General features: G+C 62.5%; 26 protein-coding genes. 20 read left to right on the forward strand and 6 right to left on the reverse strand.

Features of this window, described 5'->3' with window-relative positions; all coding sequences use genetic code 11:
• Positions 1–30 precede the first annotated feature (30 nt).
• Positions 31–1,539, forward strand: coding sequence for a porin (locus V4R08_RS03540; RefSeq protein ID WP_335578069.1), 1,509 nt, complete (start codon positions 31–33; stop codon positions 1,537–1,539).
• Between the two features lie 231 nt (positions 1,540–1,770).
• Positions 1,771–2,055, forward strand: a complete 285-nt coding sequence (locus tag V4R08_RS03545) for a DUF3551 domain-containing protein (protein ID WP_335578070.1) — start codon at positions 1,771–1,773, stop codon at positions 2,053–2,055.
• A 189-nt stretch (positions 2,056–2,244) separates the two neighbouring features.
• Here V4R08_RS03545 and V4R08_RS03550 read toward each other — a convergent pair whose 3' ends face one another.
• Positions 2,245–4,494 carry a lytic transglycosylase domain-containing protein gene (locus tag V4R08_RS03550; RefSeq protein ID WP_335578071.1) on the reverse strand — a complete coding sequence of 750 codons (2,250 nt, stop codon included), beginning with the start codon at positions 4,492–4,494 and terminating at the stop codon, positions 2,245–2,247.
• Positions 4,495–4,722: 228 nt separating this feature from the next.
• Between V4R08_RS03550 and dapA the strand changes: the two genes are divergently transcribed.
• From dapA to V4R08_RS03570, 4 genes are all read left to right on the forward strand, one after another.
• Positions 4,723–5,613 (forward strand): 4-hydroxy-tetrahydrodipicolinate synthase, encoded by an 891-nt coding sequence (gene dapA, locus V4R08_RS03555; RefSeq protein WP_335578072.1) that lies wholly within the window; start codon positions 4,723–4,725, stop codon positions 5,611–5,613.
• Positions 5,614–5,682: 69 nt separating this feature from the next.
• Positions 5,683–6,102, forward strand: a complete 420-nt coding sequence (gene mscL / locus V4R08_RS03560) for a large conductance mechanosensitive channel protein MscL (protein WP_335578073.1) — start codon at positions 5,683–5,685, stop codon at positions 6,100–6,102.
• 64 nt (positions 6,103–6,166) lie between these two features.
• Positions 6,167–6,640, forward strand: a complete 474-nt coding sequence (gene smpB, locus V4R08_RS03565; RefSeq protein ID WP_335578074.1) for an SsrA-binding protein SmpB — start codon at positions 6,167–6,169, stop codon at positions 6,638–6,640.
• Positions 6,641–6,956: 316 nt separating this feature from the next.
• Positions 6,957–7,118 (forward strand): hypothetical protein, encoded by a 162-nt coding sequence (locus tag V4R08_RS03570; protein WP_335578075.1) that lies wholly within the window; start codon positions 6,957–6,959, stop codon positions 7,116–7,118.
• On the opposite strand, the gene V4R08_RS03575 is transcribed toward V4R08_RS03570, so the two are convergent.
• Positions 7,102–7,824 (reverse strand): uracil-DNA glycosylase, encoded by a 723-nt coding sequence (locus V4R08_RS03575; protein WP_335578076.1) that lies wholly within the window; start codon positions 7,822–7,824, stop codon positions 7,102–7,104. The genes V4R08_RS03570 and V4R08_RS03575 overlap by 17 nt on opposite strands.
• Positions 7,802–8,431: a LabA-like NYN domain-containing protein gene (locus tag V4R08_RS03580; RefSeq protein ID WP_335578077.1), complete on the reverse strand. Its 630-nt coding sequence runs from the start codon at positions 8,429–8,431 to the stop codon at positions 7,802–7,804. The genes V4R08_RS03575 and V4R08_RS03580 overlap by 23 nt, the downstream gene beginning before the upstream one ends.
• 331 nt (positions 8,432–8,762) lie before the next feature.
• On the opposite strand from V4R08_RS03580, the gene rpoZ reads away from it, so the two are divergent.
• The 14 genes from rpoZ (at position 8,763) to V4R08_RS03650 (ending at position 22,459) form a co-directional block, all read left to right on the forward strand.
• Entirely contained in the window at positions 8,763–9,155 is a 393-nt protein-coding gene (gene rpoZ / locus V4R08_RS03585; protein ID WP_335578078.1) for a DNA-directed RNA polymerase subunit omega, read from the forward strand.
• A 251-nt stretch (positions 9,156–9,406) separates the two neighbouring features.
• Positions 9,407–11,662, forward strand: coding sequence for a RelA/SpoT family protein (locus V4R08_RS03590; protein WP_442935622.1), 2,256 nt, complete (start codon positions 9,407–9,409; stop codon positions 11,660–11,662).
• A 220-nt stretch (positions 11,663–11,882) separates the two neighbouring features.
• Positions 11,883–12,653 carry a pyridoxine 5'-phosphate synthase gene (locus V4R08_RS03595; RefSeq protein ID WP_335578080.1) on the forward strand — a complete coding sequence of 257 codons (771 nt, stop codon included), beginning with the start codon at positions 11,883–11,885 and terminating at the stop codon, positions 12,651–12,653.
• On the forward strand, positions 12,650–13,069 hold the full coding sequence (gene acpS / locus V4R08_RS03600) for a holo-ACP synthase (RefSeq protein WP_335578081.1): 420 nt from the start codon (positions 12,650–12,652) through the stop codon (positions 13,067–13,069). Before V4R08_RS03595 ends, acpS begins: the two co-directional genes overlap by 4 nt.
• A gap of 303 nt (positions 13,070–13,372) precedes the next feature.
• On the forward strand, positions 13,373–14,131 hold the full coding sequence (gene lepB, locus V4R08_RS03605) for a signal peptidase I (RefSeq protein ID WP_335578082.1): 759 nt from the start codon (positions 13,373–13,375) through the stop codon (positions 14,129–14,131).
• Entirely contained in the window at positions 14,128–14,928 is an 801-nt protein-coding gene (rnc, locus tag V4R08_RS03610; RefSeq protein WP_335578083.1) for a ribonuclease III, read from the forward strand. The genes lepB and rnc overlap by 4 nt, the downstream gene beginning before the upstream one ends.
• Positions 14,925–15,836: a GTPase Era gene (gene era / locus V4R08_RS03615; RefSeq protein ID WP_335578084.1), complete on the forward strand. Its 912-nt coding sequence runs from the start codon at positions 14,925–14,927 to the stop codon at positions 15,834–15,836. The genes rnc and era overlap by 4 nt, the downstream gene beginning before the upstream one ends.
• 13 nt (positions 15,837–15,849) lie before the next feature.
• Entirely contained in the window at positions 15,850–16,227 is a 378-nt protein-coding gene (locus V4R08_RS03620; protein ID WP_335578085.1) for a hypothetical protein, read from the forward strand.
• A 43-nt stretch (positions 16,228–16,270) separates the two neighbouring features.
• Positions 16,271–17,026, forward strand: a complete 756-nt coding sequence (gene recO, locus V4R08_RS03625; RefSeq protein WP_335578086.1) for a DNA repair protein RecO — start codon at positions 16,271–16,273, stop codon at positions 17,024–17,026.
• Between the two features lie 102 nt (positions 17,027–17,128).
• Positions 17,129–19,375: a DNA topoisomerase IV subunit A gene (parC, locus tag V4R08_RS03630; RefSeq protein WP_335578087.1), complete on the forward strand. Its 2,247-nt coding sequence runs from the start codon at positions 17,129–17,131 to the stop codon at positions 19,373–19,375.
• Positions 19,376–19,484: 109 nt separating this feature from the next.
• The gene (locus tag V4R08_RS03635) at positions 19,485–19,826 is read left to right on the forward strand and encodes an ArsR/SmtB family transcription factor (protein ID WP_335578088.1); all 342 of its coding nucleotides are present in this window, start codon (positions 19,485–19,487) and stop codon (positions 19,824–19,826) included.
• Positions 19,813–20,511, forward strand: coding sequence for an MIP/aquaporin family protein (locus tag V4R08_RS03640; protein ID WP_335578089.1), 699 nt, complete (start codon positions 19,813–19,815; stop codon positions 20,509–20,511). The genes V4R08_RS03635 and V4R08_RS03640 overlap by 14 nt, the downstream gene beginning before the upstream one ends.
• A complete protein-coding gene (arsC, locus tag V4R08_RS03645) occupies positions 20,508–20,879 on the forward strand; it encodes an arsenate reductase (glutaredoxin) (protein ID WP_335578090.1) in 372 nt (123 codons plus the stop codon). Before V4R08_RS03640 ends, arsC begins: the two co-directional genes overlap by 4 nt.
• Positions 20,880–21,058: 179 nt before the next feature.
• Positions 21,059–22,459 (forward strand): Nramp family divalent metal transporter, encoded by a 1,401-nt coding sequence (locus V4R08_RS03650; protein WP_335580170.1) that lies wholly within the window; start codon positions 21,059–21,061, stop codon positions 22,457–22,459.
• 5 nt (positions 22,460–22,464) lie between these two features.
• Here V4R08_RS03650 and V4R08_RS03655 read toward each other — a convergent pair whose 3' ends face one another.
• The 3 genes from V4R08_RS03655 to hemB form a co-directional block, all read right to left on the reverse strand.
• Entirely contained in the window at positions 22,465–23,238 is a 774-nt protein-coding gene (locus tag V4R08_RS03655; protein ID WP_335578091.1) for an arginyltransferase, read from the reverse strand.
• 185 nt (positions 23,239–23,423) lie between these two features.
• Entirely contained in the window at positions 23,424–23,963 is a 540-nt protein-coding gene (locus V4R08_RS03660) for an RDD family protein (protein WP_335578092.1), read from the reverse strand.
• Between the two features lie 131 nt (positions 23,964–24,094).
• Positions 24,095–25,156: a porphobilinogen synthase gene (gene hemB, locus V4R08_RS03665; RefSeq protein ID WP_335578093.1), complete on the reverse strand. Its 1,062-nt coding sequence runs from the start codon at positions 25,154–25,156 to the stop codon at positions 24,095–24,097.
• Positions 25,157–25,250 lie beyond the last annotated feature (94 nt).

Consider the following 25,250-nt stretch of genomic DNA (forward strand, 5'->3'; position numbering starts at 1 on the left):
GCGCGCTACAGAGCAACTTGGAAGCCTAAGATGAAATCGATGAAGAGCTTTTTCCTCGGCTCGGCGGCAGGGCTGCTCGTCGTCATGAGCGGGGCACAGGCTGCCGATCTTCCGTTGAAGGCCAAGGCGGTCGAATATGTGAAGACCTGCTCCCTGTACGGCGCGGGTTTCTATTACATCCCCGGCACCGACACCTGCATCAAGCTGGGCGGCTTTATCCGTGCCGACATGGGCGTCAACGCCAACCTGATGTTCGCCGGTAACACTGCGGGTGTCGCCGGTGCGCAGAACCGTTTAGGCAATGATTCCACCTGGCGGTCGCGTGCGGACCTGAACGTCGATACCCGTACCGCGACCGAATACGGCGTGGTCCGCACTTACATGGAGTCGGTCTTTTCGTGGACCTCGGGCGGTTACGTCGGCAACGGTGCCGGTTCGACTGCGTATGACGGAAATCCGAACGGCGCCGTCTCCGGCGGCCAGCTTGGCGTGTACTACGCCTTCATCCAGTTCGCCGGCTTCACGATGGGTAAAGCTGTCTCTCAGTTCAGCACTCCGTGGGGAAACTATCTGGGCAACAACATCTTCGACGGTCTGGTCGGCGGCGGCGGCGCGCTCACGGGCGTGAATCAGTTCACCTATACCGCGGAGTTCGGCAACGGCGTGTCGGCCTCGGTCGGCGTTCAGGATCCGATCCAGTACTATCAGGCCGGTATTTTAAACCTCGGGGTAGCGCCGACCGCCACCTTCGGCACTGCCAACCTTGGTTACGGCTCGAATGATTACGGTGGGACCACCGTTCCGGATGTCGTGGCTCAGCTCCGCGTCGATCAGGCCTGGGGCATGTTCCAGGCATCGGTTGCGGCGCATAATAACAACCCGGCCTACTACGGTGCCACTCAAGATACTGGCGGTCCCGCAGACAAGTGGGGTTGGGCCGGCCAACTCGCTCTGTCGGTCAAGAATATCCCGACCGGACCGGGTGACACGATCGACGTCCAGGGCGTCTACACCAACGGCGCAACCCGTTACAATATCCAGGACCTGGCCGGCGCAGCGGGTGTCAACACGATCTATACCGGCGTAACCGGCATTGGATATGGCTTTGCGCCGGATGCGGTCTTCGGCCCTGGCGGCGAGCTTCAGCTTGTCTCGACCTGGGGCATGCGTGCTGCTTTCAACCACAACTGGAACCAGCACTGGGCCAGTTCGGTTTTCGGTGCCTACGCATCGGTCAGGTATACCGGCGCGGCCAAGAGCCTGATGTGCGGTGTGGGCGGTACGGTACCTGCTATTCTTGGCGTCGGCGTCACCACCTGCAACCCGGACTACAACATCGGACAGGTTGGCGCGAACCTCCGCTGGACTCCGGTCAAGAACCTGACCTTCACGACGGAAGCGCTCTATACCATGCTGGATCAGAAGTACGCCGGCGTGGCGACTCTTCCCGCCAACAACTTTGCCAAGCCGGCGGGTAATTATACCCTGAAGGACCAGGACACCTGGACCGTAATGCTCCGCGCGCAACGCACCTGGTAAGACAGATCGCTGACGATATTTGAACCCTGGCGGGAGGTTTGTTTTGCCGCGAGGCGGCAGAGGTCGGTCGCGAAACCCCCTGCAAGTCACGGCGAACTCGTCGGGCCGAAACGAAGATAAAATTTTCTAAAAGCCGTCTATGAAATTAATCTAATATTATCCATATAATTGTGAACCCAGAGGGCAGAGCGAACGTCCCATTGGGTAAGACGATCCGGAAGGTCAAACATAATGGTGACGGCCCTCAAATTTTTGCTGGTGGCTGCATGCACCGGTGTCGCAGTCACGTTCCTTGGCCTGGCTTCGTCAGGCGCGCAAGCGCGGGATTATCCGTACTGCATCAAGGGCGACTATTACGTGAGCGGTGTCGGGGATTGCAGTTTCGACACTTACGAGCAATGCCGCGCGACCGCCTCTGGCCGCCGCGCGTATTGCGACGTGAATCCCTTCTACGGGTTCCGGGAGGCCGATTTCGCTGCATACCCTGATGCCCACCGAAGGAAGCTTCGGCGATAGAAGACGCGCCTCGCGCGCGTCAGCGCGGGCACGAAGAGAAGAGCGTTTTCGAGCGAAGCATGTCCTCGGCTTGACCCGAGGATGGATACCGGTTCGCGTCAAGAAAACGCTTCAAATCAAAATCATAGAGCCTTTTCGCTTCCTGATACCATCAGAAGCGAAAAGGCTCTAGCCCGGGCACATCCTGCGCTATTCGATGGAGCCGCGGTGCAGGTCCGCCTCGATCTGCAACCTCGAGCCGCCGCCGAAGCGGGCGCGATAGACCTGCAGGTTCTCCATGATGCGCTGCACGTAATTGCGCGTCTCCGAGAACGGGATCAGTTCGACCCAGTCCACCGCATCGACCCCGGGATCGCGCGGATCGCCGTAACGGGCGATCCATTTTCTGACGCTGCCGCGTCCGGCGTTATAGGCCGCGAAGGTCAGGATGTAGGAGCCGCGATAGTCCTCGAGCAGACCTCCGAGTTCCGCTGCGCCGAGCGCGGCGTTATAGGCGGGTTCGTTTTTCAGGCGATGAAGGTCGAAGCTGGCGCCATATTTCTTGCAGACATATTTTCCGGCGCCCGGCGTCACCTGCATCAACCCGTAGGCGTGGGCCGGCGACACCACCGACGGATTGAACGCACTTTCCTGCCGGGCGATCGCATAGACGACGCTGCGCTCGACATCAGGCCCGATCGACCGGAAAGGGGGAATCCCGCTGACCGGATAGGCATAGAAATCGAACGGCAGTCCGCGATTGAGCGCGGCCTTGCCGGCTAGCAGCATACCCCGTGCGTCGCCGTGACGTGCGGCGAGTTCGCCCAGTCCCAGCACCGCATCGGGGTCGCCGTTTTTGCCCATGTCGGCAAAGATCGGGATCGCGTATTCGCCTTTGCCGATTGCATAAAGAAGCTGAACGGCGCGCACGATCTCCAGCCGTTCGACGCCGCGCGACCGGCTGCCGGGAACGCCGCGCAGTTCGATCTGCGGCAGTCCCAGCTTCGCGCGCGCGAGCTGGCCGTAATAGCTGGTGGACTGCTCGGCGGCAGCGGCATAGGCGTGACGGGCCTCCTGAACGCGGCCTGCCGCCTCGGCGGCGCGGCCTTGCCAGTAGCCGGCCCGCGCCAGCGCGGTCGGGTTGACGCTGCCGACGCCGATGCGGGCGAAGTGCCGGGCGGCGGTGTTGGGGTCCTTCAGGAAACGCAGGGCGATCCAGCCGGCGGTGAATTCCTGCTCGGTCTTGTAGATATCCCGTGCGGGGAGCGCCGCATCGCGCGCGATGAGATACGCGGTGCGATATTCGCCGACGTCGATCATCTTGCGTGCAAGCAGCCGTCGCTCGATCCACCATTCATCGACATTGTAAAGCCGATTGGGATCCCGCGGCGCGCTGAGCATCAGCCGCGCGGCTTCCGTAAACTTCTCCTCGCGGCGCAAAAGCTGAATGCGGGCGAAGATATAGCCGGGGTCGCCGTGCAGCTCGCGCGGCACCTTGTCGAGCAGCGAGCGCAGGCTGGAGGATTTGCGGTCGGCGGCAATCCGCGCCCTGGCGAGGGCGACCTCGGCGCTTCCGAGCCGCTTCGCCGCGCGCAGCGCTGCGTCATGATCGCTGCCATAGAGCATATAATCCATCCGAGCTTTCTGATCGCCCGGCGCCAGCAGCGCTCCGAACATCTCCAGCGCCTTCTTCTCGACCGCTTCTGACATGGAATCAGTCCGCCAGGCCTCGCGGACTAGTCGTACGGCGTTGGTGCGGTCGCCGCGCGCGAGCAGCGCGCCTGCCAATGCGAACCGTCCCTTGGCCGACAGCGGCCGTTCGTTTTCGAACCAGGCCAGCACGGCGGCATCGTCGCGATGGTCGTCCCATAGTGCAGCCTCCGCGCGTTTGCGCAGGAACGTCTGCGAGGGCCAGCTCGGATTGGCGGCGATGAAGGCGCGGTAGCGCTCGGTCGGCGCGCCATTGTCGTTGCTGCGCAGGATGATCCACTCGGCGAGCTTGCGCGCCACCGGGTCTGTCATTCTGGCCTCGACCTGAGTGGCGTCGGACTGCCTCTGCTTGCGGGTCAGGTCGATGACGTTCTCAAGCGCATCGAGATCGGCGTGCGACGTCGATGACGTCGCGGCCATCGCGGCTCTCGGAACGGGCTTGCGCTTCGACGGCGGCGGGAGCACGGCGTGCTGGCGTGTGGCCGGTTGAATTGCCGGAGCTGCGGTGGCCTTGGCCTTGTTTTTGTCCGGGGCTGAGGTCTTGCGGTGCGCCGGGACCGGGATCTTGCCATGCGCATGGCCGGTGACCGTCTTCGGAACGACGTGACGTGAAATCGGACGCGACTTCGGTGTTGGAGCCTTAGCGGCTTTCTCGGCATCTGCGGCCCCGGCCCAGAGCCCGGCCGCCAGCACCAGGCTCGCTCCCAAAGCCGTCGTTCGCAACCTTGATGCGTGGGCAAGCAATGTCACGGCAATCCCTCTCGGCGAATGAGGCAGACCCCCAAAATCCCCTTACTATTTCATTAAATATGTGGACAAAGCACTAAAATCCGGGTGTCGGGATCGTGTGCGCTTCGACCACGGCAAAATCGCGGCTGCTCCGGGCGCAGACCTTTCGTAGCAGCGTCAGACCCGATATGACTGATACGGCATCGAATTCGGCAGACGGCGACGCCGCGCAACGTGTTGGAGCGGATCATGGCAAGCAAGGCGAAGTTCCGGGGATCATACACCGCCCTGGTGACGCCGTTCAAGAACGGCTCCGTCGATGAGGCCGCCTTCCGCAGTCTGGTGAGCTGGCAGATTGACGAGGGTGTCCACGGACTCGTGCCGGTCGGCACAACCGGCGAGAGCCCGACGTTGAGCCACGACGAACACCGCAAGGTGGTGGAATGGTGCATCGACGAGGCGCGGGGCCGGGTCCCGGTGATTGCGGGTGCGGGCTCGAATTCGACCCGCGAGGCGGTCGATCTGGCTGTTCATGCCGAGAAAGCGGGCGCCGACGCCGTGCTGGTGGTGACGCCGTACTACAACAAGCCGACCCAGGAAGGCATGTTCCAACACTTCAAGACGGTGAACGACGCGATCGGTATCCCGATCATCATCTATAACATTCCGTCGCGCTCGGTCGTCGATCTCTCCGTGGAGACGATGGCGCGGCTGTTCGAGTTGAAGAACATCGCCGGCGTCAAGGACGCCACCGCCAATGTGGCCCGGGTCTCTCTGCAGCGCCATGCGATGGGACCGGACTTCATCCAGTTGTCGGGCGAGGACATGACGGCGCTCGCTTACATGGCGGCGGGCGGACACGGCTGCGTCTCGGTGGTCGCCAACGTGGCGCCAAAATTGTGCGCGAGCCTGATGTCCGCTGTGCTGAAGGGCGACTATGCCACCGGGCTCGAGATTCAGGACCGGCTGGTGCCGCTGCACGACGCCATTTTCAAGGAGCCGGGCCTCGCCGGAGCCAAGCACGGTCTCAAGCTGCTCGGCCGGCTTGATGAGGTCGTGCGCCTGCCGCTGATGCCGGTGACGCCGCCGACCGGAAAAGTCATCCGCGACGCCATGGTGCATGCGGGTTTGATCAATTGAGCTTCGGTTCCGCATCGGGACTGGATTGCCGTCGCCGCGCGCAACAGTGAAACCGAGGGAGGAATTACGATGCTCAAGGATTTTCGTGAATTTGCGATGAAGGGCAATGTCGTCGATCTCGCCGTCGCCGTCATCATCGGCGCTGCGTTCGGGGCCATCGTCTCCTCGATGGTGGCCGACATCATCATGCCGATCATCGGCGCCGTTACCGGCGGACTCGACTTCTCGAACTATTTCACGGCGTTGTCATCGAAGGTCACCGCGGCCAACCTCGCCGACGCCAAGAAGCAGGGCGCAGTGCTGGCGTGGGGCAATTTCCTGACCCTGACGCTGAACTTCCTGATCGTGGCCTTCGTGCTGTTCATGGTGGTTCGCCTTATGGGCAAGCTCAAGCGCAAGGATGAGGCAGCGCCCGCAGCGCCGCCGAAGCCGACCCGCGAGGAAGAACTGCTGACCGAGATCCGCGATCTCCTGAAAGCGAAGAAATAGGCGCAACGCCGCCGGATCGGGCGTCGTCGCCATCCTCGAAAGGCGCCGCCCGGAGGTTTCAGATATGGCCGAGAAGAACGAGCGCGCGATCAAGGTCGTCGCTGAAAACCGCAAGGCGCGGTTCAACTACGCGATCGAGGATACTGTCGAGGCCGGCATTGCGCTGACCGGCACCGAGGTCAAGTCGGTCCGCAACGGCAAGACCACGATTGCCGAATCCTACGCCGATTCGAAAAACGGCGAGATCTGGCTGATCAACGCCAACATCCCCGAATATCTGCAAGCCAACCGCTTCAACCACGAGCCGAAACGGCCGCGCAAGCTGCTGCTGCACAGGAAGCAGATCAATAAGCTGCTGGGCGCGGTCGATCGTGAGGGCATGACGCTGATTCCGCTCAAGCTCTATTTCAACGAACGCGGACGGGCCAAGCTGCTGCTGGCGATTGCCAAGGGCAAGAAGCTGCACGACAAGCGCGAGAGCGAGAAGAAGCGCGACTGGGGCCGCGAGAAAGGCCGGTTGCTGCGGGCGAGGGGATGAGAGCGCCCCGTCGTTTGCGGACTCGCGACGAAATTGGCTCTTGCCTATTTTGCGCTGAGCGAAGCGATCCGGTTAGCACCGTCGACGCGCCTGGATTTGCTTCGTCGATAGCCGCTGGGCGACGTCGCCTGCCACGGCGCGGTTCGGCTCCGGTCGTTAAACTTTGAACGATCGGTTCAAGGCAATTTCAGGTTTGAGGTGGTTTGCTCCGGCCATGCGGATCAAACAGAAGCGCGCCATTCGGCGCATGCGCCGCCGGCATCAACGGGCCTGGCTTGTGCTCGACTCCGTCGATGGCAGATCGGAGTGCCAGGTCATGGACATCTCCAGCGATGGCGCGCGTCTGGTGATCGCCTCCGGCCTGACCCTGCCAAAGCGCTTCGGTATCGCGCTGGTCCCGAATTCTCCGCCGAAGGAATGCGAACGGGTCTGGCGATACGGCGAGATGATGGGTATCCGCTTCACGGGAACGAGGTAGAAATTCTGAACCTGGTCATGTCGGCGCGCACCTGCGCGAATACGTTCTCGAACATTTCGGTTGTCAGGACGCGGGTGTTGGTGTTGTAGCGGGAGCAGTGATAGCTGTCGTAGAGCCTGACCGCACCCGCGCGATGCACTGCACCGTGCCCGAAGGGCGCGGCCATGGCGCGGAGGCCGAGCGCCTTCACCACGGAATCGTGAGCGATGCGGCCGAGCGCGACAATCGCCCGCAGCCGGGGCATCGCCGACAGCGTGGCGCTCAGAAACGCGCGGCAGGTGTTGATCTCGGCCGGCAGCGGCTTGTTTTGCGGGGGCACGCAGCGCACCGCATTGCTGATGCGGCAATCGACCAGCGTGAGGCCGTCATCAAAGCGAGCCTGGTAATGTCCTGCGGCAAAGCCGTACTTGAGCAGCGTGGCGTAAAGCAGGTCGCCGGCGTAATCGCCGGTAAACGGCCGACCGGTGCGGTTGGCCCCTTGCACGCCCGGCGCCAGGCCGACGATCAGCAGGGCCGCATCGGGATTGCCGAAAGAGGGGACGGGGGCGTTGAACCAGTCCGGTTCGCGCGCCCGCACCGACAGGCGATAGGCGACCAGCCGCGGACAAAGCGAGCAATCGCGGCCGGGTTCTGCGCTGGCGGTGTTTGCGCCGGACGGAGCGGGCTCGGCGCGGGACTGCGTATCAGTCCTCGAAGTCGTCGTCATCGTGCCGAGGCGCCACAGTGGTAGCTCGTTGCAGGAACTGCGGTGCATGGTGGCGCGGCTCGCGCGCCGCCGAACGCTCCGACGGATCGCGGCCGAGTTTCGGTTGCAGCTCGACGAGATCGGTGAAGACGTCTGCCTGGCGGCGCAGTTCATCGGCGATCATCGGCGGCTGGCTTGAGATCGTCGAAACAACGGTCACGCGAACGCCGCGGCGCTGCACAGCTTCGACCAGAGAGCGAAAATCGCCGTCGCCCGAGAACAGCACGATCTGGTCGACGTGTTCGGCAAGCTCCATTGCATCGACTGCGAGTTCGATGTCCATGTTGCCCTTGATCTTGCGGCGGCCGCTGGCGTCGACGAATTCCTTGGTGGCCTTCGTGACGACCGTGTAGCCGTTGTAGTCGAGCCAGTCGATCAGCGGCCGGATCGAGGAGTATTCCTGATCCTCGATGATCGCGGTGTAATAGAATGCGCGGACGAGCGTGCCCCGGGACTGGAATTCCTTCAGGAGGCGCTTGTAGTCGATGTCGAAGCCGAGCGTCTTGGCGGTTGCGTAGAGATTGGCGCCATCGATAAAGAGCGCGATCTTGTTGGAGGCGGGTGACATCAAGCGTTCTCGTGATTGTTGTTGGTGCTATTGTCAGGCCAGCGACGCGTTCAAATGATGCAAATCGCGTCTTGCGGATCAAACTGAAGCAAACAATAGCGCAATGAGATGAGGCAAGGCTGCGTTGGGGATAAGCACGCAATGAAGCGAATTCTTGTCCGAGTGGGACTTAATCCCGCTTCTCTGGACGCCGGCCTTCTGGCTCCACTACTGGGTACCAGAGACCGGCCTTCGCGCCAAATACTAAATTCCCTGTTGCGAAACCCGCAAACCCACTATACCTAGCAAACACATCTAACAGTTTCGGCCCCCCTTAACGGAGCGACAGTCGATGGCGCGCGTCACCGTGGAAGATTGCATTGATAAGGTCGACAATCGGTTCGACCTGGTTCTTTTGGCCGCGCATCGTGCGCGGATGATTTCGTCGGGTTCGCAACTTACGATTGATCGCGATAACGACAAAAACCCGGTGGTTTCGCTTCGCGAGATTGCCGAGCAGACCATCTCCCCCGAAGATATGCGCGAAGAGCTGGTTCATTCCTTGCAGAAGTTTGTCGAGGTCGACGAGCCCGAGCCCGACACCGTGCCCTTGATCGGCTCGGCCGGGGCGAGCGTCGATGCCGACGACACCGAGGTCACCGTTGAGCGTATGACCGAGGAAGAGTTGCTGAAGGGTCTGGAGGGGCTCGCACCTCGCGAAGAGCAGCCCGAAGAGGACGAATGAGCGCTCTCGCCGCCGCCGTGAGGTTTGCAAGCCCGGACCCTGGTCCGGGCTTTTGCGTTTCTGGGAGCAGAAAGGGCGACCCCGGCCGTTCGGCCGGGCCTTGCTCCGGTAACCAAAATCTCGTGCGCCTAAAGATCGAATTCGACTTTTGGCCGGGACAATCTAGGATAGATATTGGAGGGTGAGCGGACGGTTTCCGTGCGATGAAGGTACTGAGTTCTATGGCGAGTTGGCCTCGCAGAATGGGGCAGATGCAGACCGCGACCAATTCAGTCGGGGAGGCTCCGACGCCGGCTACCCCGGCCAGGCCGCCGCGCCCGCGCATGATGCGCCAGTACGACCTGGTCGAGCGCGTTCGCTCCTACAACCCGGACACCAACGAGGATTTGCTGAATCGGGCCTACGTCTATGCCATGAAGGCCCACGGCGAGCAGATGCGGGCGTCGGGCGATCCCTATTTTTCCCACCCGCTCGAGGTCGCGGCCATCCTGACCGGTCTCAAGCTCGACGATGCCACCATCGTCGCAGCGCTGCTGCACGATACCATCGAGGATACCGAGGCCACCCGAGCCGAGATCGACAACATGTTCGGTCACGAGATCGGCGCGCTGGTCGAGGGCCTGACCAAGCTGAAACGGCTGGAACTGGTCTCGCGCGAGGCCAAGCAGGCCGAGAACCTGCGCAAGCTGCTGCTGGCGATCGCCGAAGATGTTCGCGTGCTGCTGATCAAGCTTGCCGACCGGCTGCACAACATGCGCACCCTGGACTTCGTGCCGCCGGCGTCGCGTCAGCGTATCGCCGAGGAGACCCTCGACATCTACGCGCCACTGGCTGGCCGCATGGGTATGCAGGAGATGCGCGAGGAGCTTGAGGATCTGGCGTTCCGCACTCTCGATCCGGAAGCCCATGCGGTGGTTTCGCAGCGGCTCGACGCATTGGCCGAACGCAACCGCAACCTGATCGGCGAGATCGAGAGCCAGCTCACGACCAGTCTTGCGAACAAGGGCATCGCGGCGCGCGTGAATGGCCGTCGCAAGCAGCCGTTTTCGATCTGGACCAAGATGGAACGAAAATCGGTCGGCTTCGAGCAGCTTTCGGATATTTTTGGATTCCGCGTCGTGATGCCCGATGTCGGAGCCTGCTATCGTGCGCTCGGCGTGGTCCACACGACCTGGCCGGTGGTGCCCGGCCGCTTCAAGGACTACATTTCGACGCCGAAGCAGAACGACTATCGCTCGATCCACACCACCGTGATCGGACCGGGCAACCAGCGTGTCGAACTGCAACTCCGCACCGGGGAGATGGACCGCATCGCCGAATTCGGCATCGCCGCACATGCTTTTTACAAGGATGGGGCGGGTTCGCCGACCGAACTGCTCAACCGCGAATCCAATGCCTTTGCATGGCTGCGCCACACCATCGAAATGCTGTCGGAGAGCGTCAATCCGGAAGAATTCCTTGAGCACACCAAGCTCGAGTTGTTTCACGACCAGGTGTTCTGCTTCACCCCGAAGGGAAAGCTGATCGCGCTGCCGCGGCACGCCAACGTCATCGATTTTGCCTATGCGGTGCATACGGATGTCGGCAACAGTACGGTGGGTTGCAAGATCAACGGCAAGTTCGCGCCGCTGTCGTCGCAATTGCAGAACGGTGACGAGGTCGAGGTCCTGACGTCGCTCGCCCAGTCCGCGCCGCCGTCGGCCTGGGAATCGCTTGCGGTCACCGGCAAGGCGCGGGCCGCGATCCGGCGCGCCACCCGGGCCGCCGTGCGCGGTCAATACGTCAGCCTTGGCCGGCGGATCGTGGAGCGCCTGTTCAGTCGCGTGAAGATCGAATACGCCGACGACAAGCTCACCGGCGCGTTGCCGCGGCTGGCGCGCGCCACGATCGAGGATGTGATGGCTTCGGTGGGTCGCGGGGAAATGCGCGCCTCCGATGTCGCGCGCGCGATGTATCCGGACTACAAGGAGGAGCGGGTGGGCGGCGCCGGCGCCAAGAAGGGCCTGGCCGCGAAGCTCAAATTGAAATCGGCGCCGGATCCAGCTCGTGGCCCGTCGGTAATCCCGATCGGCGGCATCGATTCGAATTTGCCGATCAAATTCGCGCCCAATGGCGGTGCGGTACCGGGCGATCGCATCGTCGGTATTATCACGCCGGGCGAGGGAGTCACGATCTATCCGATCCAGTCGCCGGCGCTGACGGATTTCGAGGAAGAGCCGGAGCGCTGGCTCGACGTTCGCTGGGATGTCGACGACACCACGCCGCAGCGGTTTCCGGCGCGCATCGTGGTGGATAGCCTCAACGAGCCCGGCAGCCTGGCGCAGGTCGCGACCGTGATCGCCGAACACGACGGCAATATCGACAATATCAACATGAGCAGGCGTTCGCCCGACTTCACCGAAATGACCATCGATCTCGAGGTCTACGACCTCAAGCATCTCAGCGCCATCATCGCCCAGTTGCGTGCCAAGGACGTCGTGGGGCGCGTCGAGCGGGTCAATGGCTAGGCAATGGACAGGAATCGTGACGGACCTGCGCGCGCAATTTCACCTCTCCGCATCGCGGAGAGGTCGGCTGTGCGGCAGTCGTGAGGCGCCGTCTTGTCGATCGTCTGTAATCCCACACCCCAACCCTCCAAAAGCGAGCTTCGCTCGGCTCGACCCAATGGGAGAGGGAGCGCATTTTTCCTTTCGGTATGCCGAACTAAAAACTAAATAAGAGACCCTGATGCCTCATCCTTCCGCGATCCGCCTCGGACTCAATGTCGATCATGTCGCCACCCTGCGCAACGCACGTGGCGGAGCGCGGCCGGATCCTGTGCGCATCGCGCTTGCGGCGATCGCGGCCGGCGCAGACGGCATTACCGCGCATCTGCGCGAGGATCGGCGCCACATTCGCGATACCGACATGGCGCGGCTGAAGGCCGAAATCCCAAAGCCCCTCAATTTCGAGATGGCGGCGACCCCGGACATGATCCGGATCGCGCTGGAAACCAAGCCGCACGCAGTGTGTCTGGTGCCCGAACGTCGCGAGGAACTCACCACAGAAGGTGGTCTCGATGTGGTTGGTCAACGGGACTCGCTGGCGCCTTCGATCGCGCGCTTCGGCGATGCCGGTATTCGTGTTTCGTTATTCATCGCCGCCGATGCGCAGCAGATCGAGATGGCCGCGCAACTGCGTGCGCCGGCGATCGAGATTCACACCGGCGGCTGGTGCGATGCCGTCGTCGATGGTCACACGGAGAAGGCGGATGCCGAATGGCGCCGCATTGTCGAAGGCGTTGCATTGGCCAAGTCGGCGGGCCTTGAGGTTCACGCCGGGCACGGTCTCGATTACGCGACGGCGGAGACGATCGCGGCGCTGCCCGAGATCGTCGAACTGAATATCGGCTACTTCATGATGGGCGAGGCATTGCTCGTCGGGATCGCGGAGACAGTTCGCACCATGCGCGCGGCGATGGATCGCGGCCGCGCAACCCTGAAGACGCGCATGGCATGATCATCGGCGTCGGCTCCGACCTGATCGATATCCGCCGGGTGGCGAAGGTCATCGAGCGTCACGGTGACCGGTTCCTCAATCGCATCTTCACGGACGCCGAGCGGGCGAAGGCCGCGCGCCGCGCCAGCAACGAGAAGATGGTGGTGGCGACCTACGCAAAGCGGTTTGCCGCGAAGGAAGCCTGCTCCAAGGCGCTCGGGACCGGAATCCGGCGCGGCGTGTGGTGGCGGGACATGGGCGTCGTCAATCTGCCGTCCGGGCGGCCCTCCATGATGCTAACGGGCGGGGCGCTGAAGCGGCTGCAAATGCTGACGCCGCAGGGTCTTGAGGCGCGGATCGACCTGAGCCTCACCGACGATTGGCCGTTGGCGCAGGCCTTCGTCATAATTTCGGCCGGCACGCCGGGCAACCTTTGATCGGCTGAGTCCGATACGCTGAGTCCGATACAGTGTCGCGTCGAAACTAAAATAAAAGTAATATCAGATAGTTAGAAAGTTTTAGCCGCGCGGTTGATTGCGCGGCCGCAAACAACCGTCTAAAATGCCGCAGGGTGCTTCGGAATCGGGACACGAGAGCGAAGTCAGCAGGAAACCTTCAGCGGTTGGTACGCGAGTTCACTCTAAATACCGGAATGATTGGCGTTTTTTCGCGAAGCCAGGCTCTTCGTCGCAAAGCGCTTTGCCATCGCTTCGGGCGGCGGCGATGGACAAGGGGAAACGATGGGCGTGACATCCGGGACCAAAACTGAAAGCGGCGTCGGCGAGACCATCCGTGTCGTCATTCACGCTCTCCTGATCGCGCTGGTGATCCGAACCTTCCTGTTCCAGCCGTTCAACATCCCCTCGGGATCGATGAAGGCCACGCTGCTGGTCGGCGACTATCTGTTCGTTTCGAAATACTCATACGGTTACAGTCGCTTTTCCATCCCGTTCTCGCCGCCGCTGTTTTCGGGGCGTATCTTCGGCTCCGAACCGAGCCGCGGCGATGTCGTGGTATTTCGTCTGCCGAAGGATAACACCACGGACTACATCAAGCGGGTGATCGGGCTGCCGGGCGACCGCATCCAGATGAAGGAGGGGCTGCTCTACATCAACGACAAGCCGGTGCAGCGCGAACGGCTGCCGGATTTCGTCGGGGAAGACCCATGCGGCTCCGATGCGACGGCGCGGGTCAAGCAATGGCGGGAAACGCTGCCGAACGGCGTCTCCTATAAGACGCTCGATTGCGTCGACAACGGTTTCTACGACAATACCAACGTCTACACCGTGCCGGCGGGCCATTTCTTCATGATGGGTGACAACCGCGACAATTCGACCGACAGCCGCGTGCTCTCCGCGGTCGGCTATGTGCCGTTCGAGAATCTGGTCGGACGGGCGCAGATGATCTTCTTCTCGATCGGGGAGGGCGGACATGCCTGGGAGATCTGGCGCTGGCCCACCGCTGTGCGGTGGAATCGCATATTCTCCCTCGTGCGATGATCGACGAATCGGCTGACATCAAGCCAGTCCCGCCCCCCGACGATGCAGCCGTGCCATCCGACACGGAGCCGGCGGAGCCTGCGCCGAAGGCGAAGCGGGTCAGGACCAGCACCAAGGCGATCATGGCCGCGATCGAACAGCGGCTGGGCCACAAGTTCGCCGATATGTCGCTGCTGACCACGGCCTTCACCCATGTCTCGGCGCTGAAGTCGTCGCGCGGACGCGGCGACAGCTACCAGCGTCTCGAATTCCTCGGCGATCACGTACTCGGTCTGGTGGTCTCCGACATGCTCTACCGCGCCTTTCCCAAGGCGGACGAGGGCGAACTGTCGAAGCGGCTCGCCGAACTCGTGCGCAAGGAGACCTGTATCGATGTTGCCAAATCGCTCGATCTGCTCGAAGGCATCAAGCTCGGCGCGGTCGGCGCCGGTGCCGGCGCGCGGCTGCGCCGGTCTGTGCTCGGAGACATCTGCGAGGCGGTGATCGGCGCGGTCTATCTCGATGGCGGCTATGCGGCTGCTGCTGCCTTCGTCGAGCGCAACTGGCTTGAGCGAATGCGCAAGCCGGTCCGGCCGCTGCGCGATCCCAAGACCGTGCTGCAGGAGTGGGCGCAGGGCCAGGGCCTGCCGACGCCGGTTTACCGCGAAGTGGAGCGCACCGGGCCGCATCACGACCCGCGCTTCCGCGTCGCGGTGGAATTGCCGGGGCTGGAGGCCTCGGAGGGCATCGGCGGCAGCAAGCGCGCGGCGGAGAAGGCTGCGGCATCCGCCATGATCGCGCGTGAAGGTGTAAAATGAGCGAGACGGACGCGGCGACGCGATGCGGTTTCGTCGCGTTGATCGGGGCGCCGAACGTCGGCAAGTCCACCCTGGTCAATGCTCTGGTCGGCTCGAAGGTCACCATTGTCTCGCGCAAGGTGCAGACCACCCGTGCGCTGATCCGCGGCATCGTCGTTGAGAACAACGCCCAGATCATTTTGGTCGATACGCCCGGCATCTTCGCGCCGAAGCGGCGGCTCGACCGCGCCATGGTTTCGACCGCGTGGAGCGGGGCCCACGACGCCGATCTCGTCTGCGCGCTGCTCGACGCACGCGCGGGGGTCGACGACGAGGCCGACGTCATCCTGACGAAACTCGCAGGCGTGGCGCATCCGAAAATTCTGGTGCTGAACAAGATCGATCTCGTGCCTCGCGAAAAACTGCTGGCGCTGGCCAGCGCGGCCAACGAACGTCTCGCTTTTGAGGATACGTTCATGGTGTCGGCGCTGTCGGGCGACGGCGTCGATGATCTGCGCCGCGCGCTGGCCGCGCGCGTGCCGGAAGGGCCGTTTCACTACCCGGAAGACCAGATGTCGGACGCGCCGCTGCGTCACCTCGCTGCCGAAATCACCCGCGAGAAGATCTACCGCCATCTGCATCAGGAATTGCCGTATCAATCCACCGTCGAGACCGACAGTTGGACCGAGCGCAACGACAAATCGGTTCGCATCGAGCAGACCATCTTTGTGGAGCGCGACAGCCAGCGTAAGATCGTGCTGGGCAAGAATGGCGCGACCATCAAGGCGATCGGTGCTGACTCCCGCAAGGAGATCGGCGAGATCCTTGGCCAGCCGGTGCATCTGTTTCTGTTCGTGAAGGTGCGTGAGAACTGGGGCGACGATCCGAACCGTTATCGCGAAATGGGACTGGAGTTTCCCAAGGAATAGGCCGGCGCACGCCATGACGATCCCGAGAAACGTGCTGTGGTTCGAGGTCCTGCTGTATCTGTCGCTGCTGGTCGATACGTTGTCGGCTGCGTTCATCGAACGCCCGTCGGCTGATATTGGCGAGACGGCCGCGGTGAGCGCCGATATGTTTGTCGTTGTCGTGTTGATGTTTTTCCTGCTTCTGGTCTGGCTCGCGGCACGGCACCGGAAGAGCTGGGCGCGATGGATCCTGGTCGCTGCACTCGGGCTCTCGGTGCTTTCCCTGCTCGATTCATTGAGCCGCGGGCTGACGCTGGCGTCGGCGGTCGATCTGTTTTCGACCGTTCTGGCAGGGGCCGGGATATATTTTTCATTCACGGATGACGCCAAAGACTGGTTCAACTCCGTCTGATCGGATGGCTGCGAAACGCCGCGCGATATTATAAGCTGGCGCCATGGAATGGACCGACGATGGTATCGTGCTCGGGGTGCGGCGGCATGGCGAGTCCTCAGCCATCGTCGAGCTTCTGACGCGCGGCCACGGTCGCCATCTCGGCCTTGTGCGCGGAGGGGCGGGATCGCGGATGCGCCCGCTGTTGCAGCCCGGAAATTCGGTCAGCGCGCTATGGCGGGCGCGGCTCGACGAGCATCTCGGCGCCTATGCGCTGGAAGGCACGCGGATGCGCGCCGCCAACCTGCTCGGCGCGTCCCATGCGACCTATGGCGTGACCCATCTGGCGTCGCTGGCGCGGCTGTTGCCCGAGCGCGATCCGCATGACGGCATTTTCGAGATGCTGGAACGGACGCTGGACGATTTCGACACGGCGGACGAGGCGGCGATCCATCTGATCCGGTTCGAACTGGCGATGCTGACCGAACTCGGTTTCGGCCTCGATCTGTCGGCCTGCGCGGCGACCGGAGGCACCACGGACCTCATTTACGTCTCACCGAAATCGGGCGGGGCGGTGTCGCGGCAGGCCGGCGAACCGTGGCGCGACCGGCTGCTGCGGCTGCCGCCGTTTCTGCGCGAGGCCGACGAAGAACAAAGCGGCTGGTCGGAACAAGACTTGCTGGACGGATTCGAACTGACAGGTCGGTTCCTGCTGCGCCACGTGCTGGAGCCGAGGGGGCAAGGACATTCCGACGCGCGCGCCGGGTTCATCAACGCGGTGGTGCGAAAGCGACGCGGATCAGATCGGTCGTTTGAATGACAGAGGCGACCGCTTCCGCGAGTCGTCCCGGCGAACGCCGGGACGACTCACTAAAGTGATTCGCGCCTTGTCGCCGCACTTGTCCGGGTTTAACCCGTCCGCATGGGAAAACGACTGATTCCGGAACCGGCCGAAATTCACGACGTGCAGCTTCGGGATGCGCTGGAAGAGCGCTATCTCGCCTACGCGCTGTCCACCATCATGCACCGCGCCTTGCCGGATGCCCGCGACGGCCTCAAGCCGGTACATCGGCGCATCCTTTACGGTATGCGGCTGCTGCGGCTCGATCCCGGTTCGGCCTTCAAGAAATCCGCCAAGATCGTCGGCGACGTCATGGGCTCATTCCATCCCCACGGCGATCAGGCGATCTACGATGCGATGGTGCGGCTCGCGCAGGATTTCGCCTCGCGTTACCCGCTGGTCGACGGCCAGGGTAATTTCGGCAACATCGACGGCGATAATCCCGCCGCCTACCGCTACACCGAAGCGCGCATGACCGATGTGGCGCGGCTGCTGCTCGACGGCATCGACGAGGATGCCGTCGAGTTCCGCCCCAACTACGACGGCCAGACCCGCGAGCCCGTGGTGCTGCCGGGCGGCTTTCCGAACCTGCTCGCCAATGGCGCGCAGGGCATCGCGGTCGGCATGGCCACCGCCATTCCGCCGCACAACGCCGCCGAACTCTGCGACGCCGCGCTGCATCTGATCGACAAGCCGGACGCGAAGTCGAAGTCGCTGTTGAAATGGGTCAAGGGTCCGGATTTTCCGACCGGCGGCATCATCATCGACCCCAAGGAAAGCATCGCTGAGGCCTACATGACCGGGCGCGGCGCGTTCCGCACCCGCGCCAAGTGGAATCAGGAAGAAGGCGCGCGCGGCACCTGGGTGATCGTGGTCACCGAAATCCCCTGGCTGGTGCAGAAGTCGCGGCTGATCGAGAAGATCGCCGAACTGCTCAACGAGAAGAAACTGCCGCTGGTCGGCGACATCAGGGACGAGTCGGCAGAAGATATCCGCGTCGTCATCGAGCCAAAGTCGCGCAACGTCGATCCCGAACTGGTGATGGAATCGCTGTTCAAGCTCACCGAGCTTGAGAGCCGCATTTCGCTCAACCTCAACGTGCTCATCAAAGGCAAGATTCCGAAGGTCGTCGGCCTTTCGGAATGCCTTCGCGAGTGGCTCGACCATCTGCGCGACGTGCTGTTGCGCCGTTCAGCCTATCGCAAGGCGCAGATCGAGCATCGGCTGGAGGTGCTGGGCGGCTACCTGATTGCGTATCTGAACATCGACAAGGTCATCAAAATCATCCGCACCGAGGATGAGCCGAAGCCGGCCTTGATGAAGGCATTCAAGCTGACCGACGTCCAGGCCGAGGCTATCCTCAATATGCGCCTGCGCTCCTTGCGTAAGCTCGAGGAGATGGAGATCCGCACCGAGGACAAGAAACTGCGGGCGGAATTGAAGGACATCAACAAAGTGCTCGGGTCGGAAACCGAGCAGTGGGCCAAGGTTGGCGAGCAGGTGCGCACCGTGCGCGACATGTTCGGTCCCAAGACGCCACTCGGCAAGCGACGCACCGTGTTTGCCGATGCGCCGGAGCACGATCTCGCCGCGCTGGAAGAGTCGCTGGTCGAGCGCGAGCCGGTCACGGTCGTGGTGTCCGACAAGGGCTGGGTGCGGACGCTGAAAGGCCACGTCGAGGACCTGTCGGGCCTGTCCTTCAAGACCGACGACAAGCCCGGTTTCGCGTTCTTCGCTGAAACCACGTCGAAGCTGCTGTTGTTCGCCACCAACGGCAAATTCTATTCGCTCGATGTCGCAAAGCTGCCGGGCGGGCGCGGCCACGGCGAGCCGATCCGTCTTTTCATCGACATGGAGCAGGACGCCGCGATCGTGTCGATGTTCGTCAACACCGGCGGCCGCAAGTTCCTGATCGCGAGCAGCGAAGGGCAGGGCTTCGTCGTCAAGGAGGACGACTGCGTCGGTAACACCCGCAAGGGCAAGCAGGTGCTCAATGTCGAGATGCCGAACGAGGCCAAGGCGATTGTGACGGTCGCGGGCGATCAGGTCGCCGTCATTGGCACCAACCACAAGATGGTGATCTTCTCGCTCGATCAGGTGCCGGAGATGGCGCGCGGCCGTGGCGTGCGGCTGCAGAAGTACAAGGACGCAGGTCTGTCCGATGTCGCCGTGTTCGATTCGAAGGCCGGATTGACGTGGAGGGACTCCGCAGGCCGCGAGCAGGGCCTGAACTGGAAGGACCTGTCCGACTGGCGCGGCAACCGCGCCGACGCCGGACGCCTCGCGCACGGCCTGCCGAAATCGAACAGGTTCGGCCGCACGATTTAATTTCATTTCAAGATGCGCACCCGCGCGGGAACCATGCGCCGCGTCCTCGCCATCGAGGCGCAAACGTCGGCACCTTGACAACGGGCTGTATATCGATAATTCTCGATATATGGAATCTGAAGCCGTTATCCTGGCGCTCGCGGCGCTCGCCCAATCGACCCGGCTGGATGTCTTCAGGCTTCTGGTGAAGCATGAACCGAAGGGCCTTGCAGCGGGCGATATCGCGAAAGCTGTTGCCGTGCCGCAAAACACGATGTCGTCGCATCTTGCGGTTCTGTCCCGTGCCGGACTGGTTTCGGCGCGGCGTTTCAGCCGGTCGATCGTCTATCGCGCTGACCTTACGCGCTTTGGCGGCGTGATTCAGTTCCTGCTCGAAGACTGCTGCGGCGGTCGCGCCAATTTGTGCGCGCCCGCGGCGACAAGCAAGCGCGGCAGGCATGCCAGAGTTTGATCTGCCGCGCAGGTTGACGGCTGAAGCGCTCGGGACAGCGCTCTTGGTCGCGGCCGTGGTCGGCTCTGGCGTCATGGCGGAGGGGCTTACGAAGGATGCGGCGCTGGCGCTGCTCGGCAATACCATTTCCACCGGCGCAATCCTGGTTGTTCTGATTACCGTATTCGGACCGATCTCCGGCGCGCATTTCAATCCCGCCGTAACGCTGGTTTTCTGGTTTAAGCGTGAACTGTCGACGAACGATGGGCTGATGTATGTCATAGTCCAGATTATCGGCGGCATTGTCGGCACGATGACCGCACATCTGATGTTCGGGCTGCCGCTTCTGAATGCATCGATGAAAATCCGCACCGGCGGCGCGCAATGGTTTGCTGAGGCCGTCGCGTCGTTCGGATTGGTCGCAACGATCCTTGCGGGACTTCGTTTTGAGCGCGGCTCGGTGCCGTGGCTGGTTGGTCTCTATATCACGGCCGCGTACTGGTTTACGGCGTCGACATCGTTTGCCAATCCGGCCGTCGCGGTGGCGCGTTCGCTGACCAACACGTTTTCCGGGATTCGTCCGCGGGACCTTCCGGGTTTTATCACCGCCGAACTTTGTGGGGCTATCATCGGCGTGATTGTTATTGGTTGGCTGCTGCGCGAGGTTAATCGCGCGGCTCCCATCAGCAAGGAGGTTCAGCCATGACCGTGACGATCTATCACAACCCGTCCTGCGGCACCTCCCGTAACACGCTGGCGATGATTCGGCAGAGCGGCGAGGAGCCGGTGATCGTCGAATACCTCAAGCATCCGCCGGACCGTGCGCGGCTTCGCGCGCTCGCAGACGCCATGATGCTTCCCATCCGCGCGCTGCTGCGGGAGAAGGGCACGCCCTATGCCGAGCTCGATCTCGGCAATCCCAAATGGACCGACGACCAGCTTCTCGATTTCATGCTGGCGTACCCGATCCTGATTCAACGCCCGATCGTGGAAACGTCGCAGGGCACGCGGATTTGCCGTCCGTCTGAGACGGTGCTCGATCTGCTCGATTCTCCCGTCGCTTCCACAAAGTAGGTTGCGCGCAACTGTATCCTGAGCTGGACCGGGCGCGATCTTCGCGTCGCGGAATATAGCCGTTCGCGAGCACCCGCGTGGATTGCGGAACGCGAACGGCCATCGTCCGCTTGCGTGACCTACCAGATGCACTTGCAAATGAGTTGCAATAAAGATCAATTTATTCCATGATCCAGCCGATGGATGTGAAAACACCTGGTTTGTCGCCCGATCCTGAGCCTGTGCCGGTGTCGGAGCCGTCGCATGGAGCCTTTTCGGCTGGGGCTGGCTGGCGTCCGGAAGCGCCGGCTCGCCCCAGCCTTGAGGAGGTCCATGCGACGGTGCCGGTGCCCGCGACCGGGCACTGGCTGCGTCGCCTGCTGGCCTTTGCGGGCCCCGGTTACATGGTCTCGGTGGGGTACATGGACCCCGGCAACTGGGCCACCGACATCGCGGGCGGTTCGCAGTTCGGTTACACGCTGCTGTCGGTCATCCTGCTGTCGAACCTCATGGCGATCCTGTTGCAGGCGCTCGCCGCGCGGCTTGGCATCGCGGCCGGCCTCGATCTCGCGCAGGCGTGCCGCGCCAGCTATTCGCGGCCAGTCAATTTCATGCTGTGGCTGGTCTGCGAGGCGGCGATCATCGCCTGCGACCTGGCTGAGGTGATCGGCACGGCGATCGCGCTGCAGTTGCTGTTCGGCATTCCGCTGATCGGCGGCGCGCTGATTGCGGCACTGGACGCTGTTCTGCTGTTGCTGTTGATGAACCGGGGCTTCCGTTTCCTTGAGGCCTTTGTGGTCGCGCTGCTGATCGTGATCGCGGTCTGTTTTGCAATCCAGATCGTTGCCGCCGCGCCGCCGGTCGTCGAGATTCTGCACGGCTTCGCACCGTCACGCGAGATCGTCACCAATCCGGAAATGCTCTACATCGCCATCGGCATCATCGGCGCGACGGTCATGCCGCATAACCTCTATCTGCATTCGTCGATCGTGCAGACGCGCGCATATCCGCGCACGGAGGAGGGGCGGCGGAGTGCGATCCGGTGGGCTACCGCCGACAGCACACTGGCGCTGATGCTGGCGCTGTTCGTCAACGCCGCCATTCTGATCGTGGCCGCCGCGGTGTTTCACCGCAGTGGTCACACCGAGGTGGCTGAAATCGGCGACGCGTTCAGGCTGATGTCGCCGCTATTGGGTCTCAGCATCGCCTCGACGCTGTTCGCGATCGCGCTTTTGGCCTCCGGCCTCAATTCCACAGTGACGGCGACGCTTGCGGGCCAGATCGTGATGGAAGGTTTTCTGCGTTTGCGGATGCCGATGTGGGCGCGGCGGCTGGTCACCCGCGGCATCGCCATCGTTCCGGTGATCGCCGTCACTGCGTTCTATGGCGAGCGCGGCACCGCGCAACTTCTGGTTCTCAGTCAGGTCGTCCTGTCGATGCAGTTGCCGTTCGCGGTGATCCCGCTGGTCCGCTTTGTCTCGGATCGGCGCAAGATGGGCAAGTTCGCGATTTCAACCGGAACTGCCGTTGCGGCATGGATCGTCGCCGGTGTGATCGTGATCCTCAATGTGAAGCTGCTGGTGGACACGCTTGCCGGATAACACTGCTAGCACCGCGGATCGTGCAGCGATTCGTCTTTGGCATCGACCCGCAACCAGCCCGTAGGCGCGAGGCGCTGCTGTGGCATAAAGCGGCCCTTGTAATCCATCTTCCGCGACCCCTCGATCCAGTAGCCGAGGTACACATAGGGCAGGCCGAGCTGCCGCGCGCGTGAGATGTGATCGAGGATCATGAAGGTGCCGAGCGAACGGTTCTGCTCGGACGGCTCGAAAAACGAATAAACCATCGACAGCCCGTCGCTGAGCACGTCGGTAAGCGCGACCCCCACGAGATCGCCGCGTTCGTTGACACCGGTATCCGCGCCGCGTCTGCGATACTCAATGATGCGGGTTTCGACGTGGCTGTCTTCGACCATCATCGCGTAATCGAGCACGGTCATATCGGCCATGCCGCCGTCGCGGTGGCGCTGGTCGAGATAGGCGCGAAAGATCGAATATTGTTCGGACGTTGGTGCCGCTGCGCGTAGCTGGCTGGCGATGTCGGCGTTGCGCGCCAGCACCTTACGGAAATTGCGCGATGGCCGAAACTCGCCGGCGATCACCCGCACGGAAACGCAAGCGCGACACTGATCGCAGGCGGGGCGATAGGCGATCGACTGACTGCGGCGAAAACCGCCATGGGTCAGCAGGTCGTTAAGCTCGCCGGCCTTTTCGCCAACGAGATGAGTGAACACCTTGCGCTCGCTGCGATCGGGCAAATACGGACACGGCGAAGGTGCCGTTAAATAGAATTGCGGGGTGTCGCGCGAGTGCTGGGTCACGGCAGTCTTGTCAGTCTCCGAAGCGGGTTATGTCCGAGCATCGCGCTCCCAAGGCCGACCGTCAATCCGGTTGCCTTGATATCAACTAGCGCGTTTTCGAGCGAAGCGGGTACCGTTTCGCGTCAAGAAAACGCGTCAAATCAAAATCATAGAGTCCACTTCTGATTCCATCAGAAGCGAAAAGGTTAGGTCCGGTATGGTTGCGCAACCGCCGCGAGAACCGAGTTATTGATAATCACGGTGCCCAACAGCATATCATGCAATAGCCGCCGCCGTCCGTTGAAGAGGCCGATCAGCAGAATGAGCGGCGTAAAAACCGACACCGATACCCAAAACAGGATCGCGTGCACGGCGCCCAGTACAAAATAGCCCGGCTCGCCGTACCAGGTCCGCATTTCCAGACCCATGAGCCGCATTCCGATGGTCGCGGAATGCGGGCCGCCCAGCGACGCGCCGTAATAGACAAGAGCCCAGATCAGGGAGGCGGGCGAGACCAGCCAGAACAGCACCCAGCCAAGTCCCAGCGTGACGATGCCGAACACCGCGATGAAGATCACCGCGAAAATCACTGGTATCGAAAGCACCACGAGATCGATCAGGAATGCAAAAAAACGCCGCGTCAGGACGCCGCGAAACAGTTCTGGCTGCATCCAGGGGTCGAACGCATGAGGCCGGAACCCGGCGGAGTTGTCGCCATGCGCATTGTTGAAGCCATTGTCGGCCATCACCGATCCTCCGCGGCTCATCTACGGCATTTTTCTTACCCGGCCCTCGAAATGGCGACGGGCTGCCGGGGTTGCAAGGCCTCGCAAGCGGTAAGGAACGGCAATCATTGCAGGTGGCCGAGGGCGGCACGTCAGAGGTTTTGTTTCAGTTTCTCCGCCGCCGCGGCCGCAAAATAGGTAAGTACGCCATCGGCCCCGGCGCGTTTGAAAGCAACGAGGCTTTCCATCATGGCGCGGTCGCCGTCGATCCAGCCGTTGCCGGCGGCGGCGGCGATCATCGCGTACTCGCCCGATACCTGATAGGCGAAGGTCGGCATCCCGAAGGTGTCTTTCACTCGCCGCACAATGTCGAGATAGGGCATACCTGGCTTCACCAGCACCATGTCGGCGCCCTCGGCGATGTCGAGCTCAACCTCGCGCAGCGCTTCGTCGGAGTTGGCGCTGTCCATCTGATACGTGCGCTTGTCGCCGGTGAGCGCCTTGGCCGAGCCGATGGCGTCGCGGAACGGGCCGTAAAACGCCGACGCGTATTTCGCGGCGTAAGCCATGATCTGCACGTCGACGAATCCGGCCTCGTCGAGAGCTCTTCGTATCGCGCCGACACGGCCGTCCATCATGTCCGACGGAGCAATGATGTCGCAACCGGCTTCCGCCTGCACCAGCGCCTGCTGGACCAGCACCGCGACGGTCTCGTCGTTGAGGATTTTGCCGTCCTCGACCAAACCGTCATGGCCATGACTGGTGAACGGATCGAGCGCCACGTCGCAGAGCACGCCGAGGTCCGGAAACTCCCGCTTGATGGCGCGGACCGACTTGCACACCAGGTTCTTGGCATTGAGAGCTTCGCTGCCGGCGTCGTCCCGCAACGCGGGATCGGTATAGGGGAACAGCGCGATGCAGGGAATGTTCAGCTTCAGCGCGCGTTCGGCGTCGCGCACGCATTGATCGACGCTGATGCGGTCGACGCCGGGCATCGAGGCGACCGGCGTCCGCTTGTTGGTGCCGTCGGCCACGAACAGCGGCCAGATCAGGTCGTCGGTGGTGAGGACGCTTTCACGGACTAGACGGCGGGCCCATTCCGCCTTGCGGTTGCGGCGCAGCCGGGCCACCAGATCGAGCGGAGCGGCGGTGACGGCGGCCTCGCGGCGGGGTCCATCCCGCATTTCTATGGGACGTCCGTATTTTATCGCCATGTTGCCGACACTCCCGAAGGCCAGAAACCGATTTGATTTTGTTCCAATTCTAGCACCAGGAACCGGCTTCGTCACCGCGCTCATGCACCCCGAC

Origin of the sequence: Nitrobacter sp. NHB1 (genome assembly GCF_036964665.1) — a bacterium.
Taxonomy (GTDB): domain Bacteria; phylum Pseudomonadota; class Alphaproteobacteria; order Rhizobiales; family Xanthobacteraceae; genus Nitrobacter.

Excerpts from the sequence above, each read along its gene's own strand:
- recO (WP_335578086.1), top strand. The coding sequence starts at position 16,271 with ATGGAATGGACCGACGATGGTATCGTGCTCGGGGTGCGGCGGCATGGC.
- V4R08_RS03545 (WP_335578070.1), top strand. The coding sequence starts at position 1,771 with ATGGTGACGGCCCTCAAATTTTTGCTGGTGGCTGCATGCACCGGTGTC.
- smpB (WP_335578074.1), top strand. The coding sequence starts at position 6,167 with ATGGCCGAGAAGAACGAGCGCGCGATCAAGGTCGTCGCTGAAAACCGC.
- V4R08_RS03590 (WP_442935622.1), top strand. The coding sequence starts at position 9,407 with ATGCAGACCGCGACCAATTCAGTCGGGGAGGCTCCGACGCCGGCTACC.
- V4R08_RS03620 (WP_335578085.1), top strand. The coding sequence starts at position 15,850 with ATGACGATCCCGAGAAACGTGCTGTGGTTCGAGGTCCTGCTGTATCTG.
- V4R08_RS03650 (WP_335580170.1), top strand. The coding sequence starts at position 21,059 with ATGGATGTGAAAACACCTGGTTTGTCGCCCGATCCTGAGCCTGTGCCG.
- rpoZ (WP_335578078.1), top strand. The coding sequence starts at position 8,763 with ATGGCGCGCGTCACCGTGGAAGATTGCATTGATAAGGTCGACAATCGG.
- V4R08_RS03570 (WP_335578075.1), top strand. The coding sequence starts at position 6,957 with ATGGACATCTCCAGCGATGGCGCGCGTCTGGTGATCGCCTCCGGCCTG.
- parC (WP_335578087.1), top strand. The coding sequence starts at position 17,129 with ATGGGAAAACGACTGATTCCGGAACCGGCCGAAATTCACGACGTGCAG.
- acpS (WP_335578081.1), top strand. The coding sequence starts at position 12,650 with ATGATCATCGGCGTCGGCTCCGACCTGATCGATATCCGCCGGGTGGCG.
- era (WP_335578084.1), top strand. The coding sequence starts at position 14,925 with ATGAGCGAGACGGACGCGGCGACGCGATGCGGTTTCGTCGCGTTGATC.
- V4R08_RS03660 (WP_335578092.1), bottom strand. The coding sequence starts at position 23,963 with ATGGCCGACAATGGCTTCAACAATGCGCATGGCGACAACTCCGCCGGG.
- lepB (WP_335578082.1), top strand. The coding sequence starts at position 13,373 with ATGGGCGTGACATCCGGGACCAAAACTGAAAGCGGCGTCGGCGAGACC.
- V4R08_RS03635 (WP_335578088.1), top strand. The coding sequence starts at position 19,485 with ATGGAATCTGAAGCCGTTATCCTGGCGCTCGCGGCGCTCGCCCAATCG.
- V4R08_RS03580 (WP_335578077.1), bottom strand. The coding sequence starts at position 8,431 with ATGTCACCCGCCTCCAACAAGATCGCGCTCTTTATCGATGGCGCCAAT.
- V4R08_RS03595 (WP_335578080.1), top strand. The coding sequence starts at position 11,883 with ATGCCTCATCCTTCCGCGATCCGCCTCGGACTCAATGTCGATCATGTC.
- arsC (WP_335578090.1), top strand. The coding sequence starts at position 20,508 with ATGACCGTGACGATCTATCACAACCCGTCCTGCGGCACCTCCCGTAAC.
- hemB (WP_335578093.1), bottom strand. The coding sequence starts at position 25,156 with ATGGCGATAAAATACGGACGTCCCATAGAAATGCGGGATGGACCCCGC.
- dapA (WP_335578072.1), top strand. The coding sequence starts at position 4,723 with ATGGCAAGCAAGGCGAAGTTCCGGGGATCATACACCGCCCTGGTGACG.
- V4R08_RS03540 (WP_335578069.1), top strand. The coding sequence starts at position 31 with ATGAAATCGATGAAGAGCTTTTTCCTCGGCTCGGCGGCAGGGCTGCTC.
- mscL (WP_335578073.1), top strand. The coding sequence starts at position 5,683 with ATGCTCAAGGATTTTCGTGAATTTGCGATGAAGGGCAATGTCGTCGAT.
- rnc (WP_335578083.1), top strand. The coding sequence starts at position 14,128 with ATGATCGACGAATCGGCTGACATCAAGCCAGTCCCGCCCCCCGACGAT.
- V4R08_RS03575 (WP_335578076.1), bottom strand. The coding sequence starts at position 7,824 with ATGACGACGACTTCGAGGACTGATACGCAGTCCCGCGCCGAGCCCGCT.
- V4R08_RS03640 (WP_335578089.1), top strand. The coding sequence starts at position 19,813 with ATGCCAGAGTTTGATCTGCCGCGCAGGTTGACGGCTGAAGCGCTCGGG.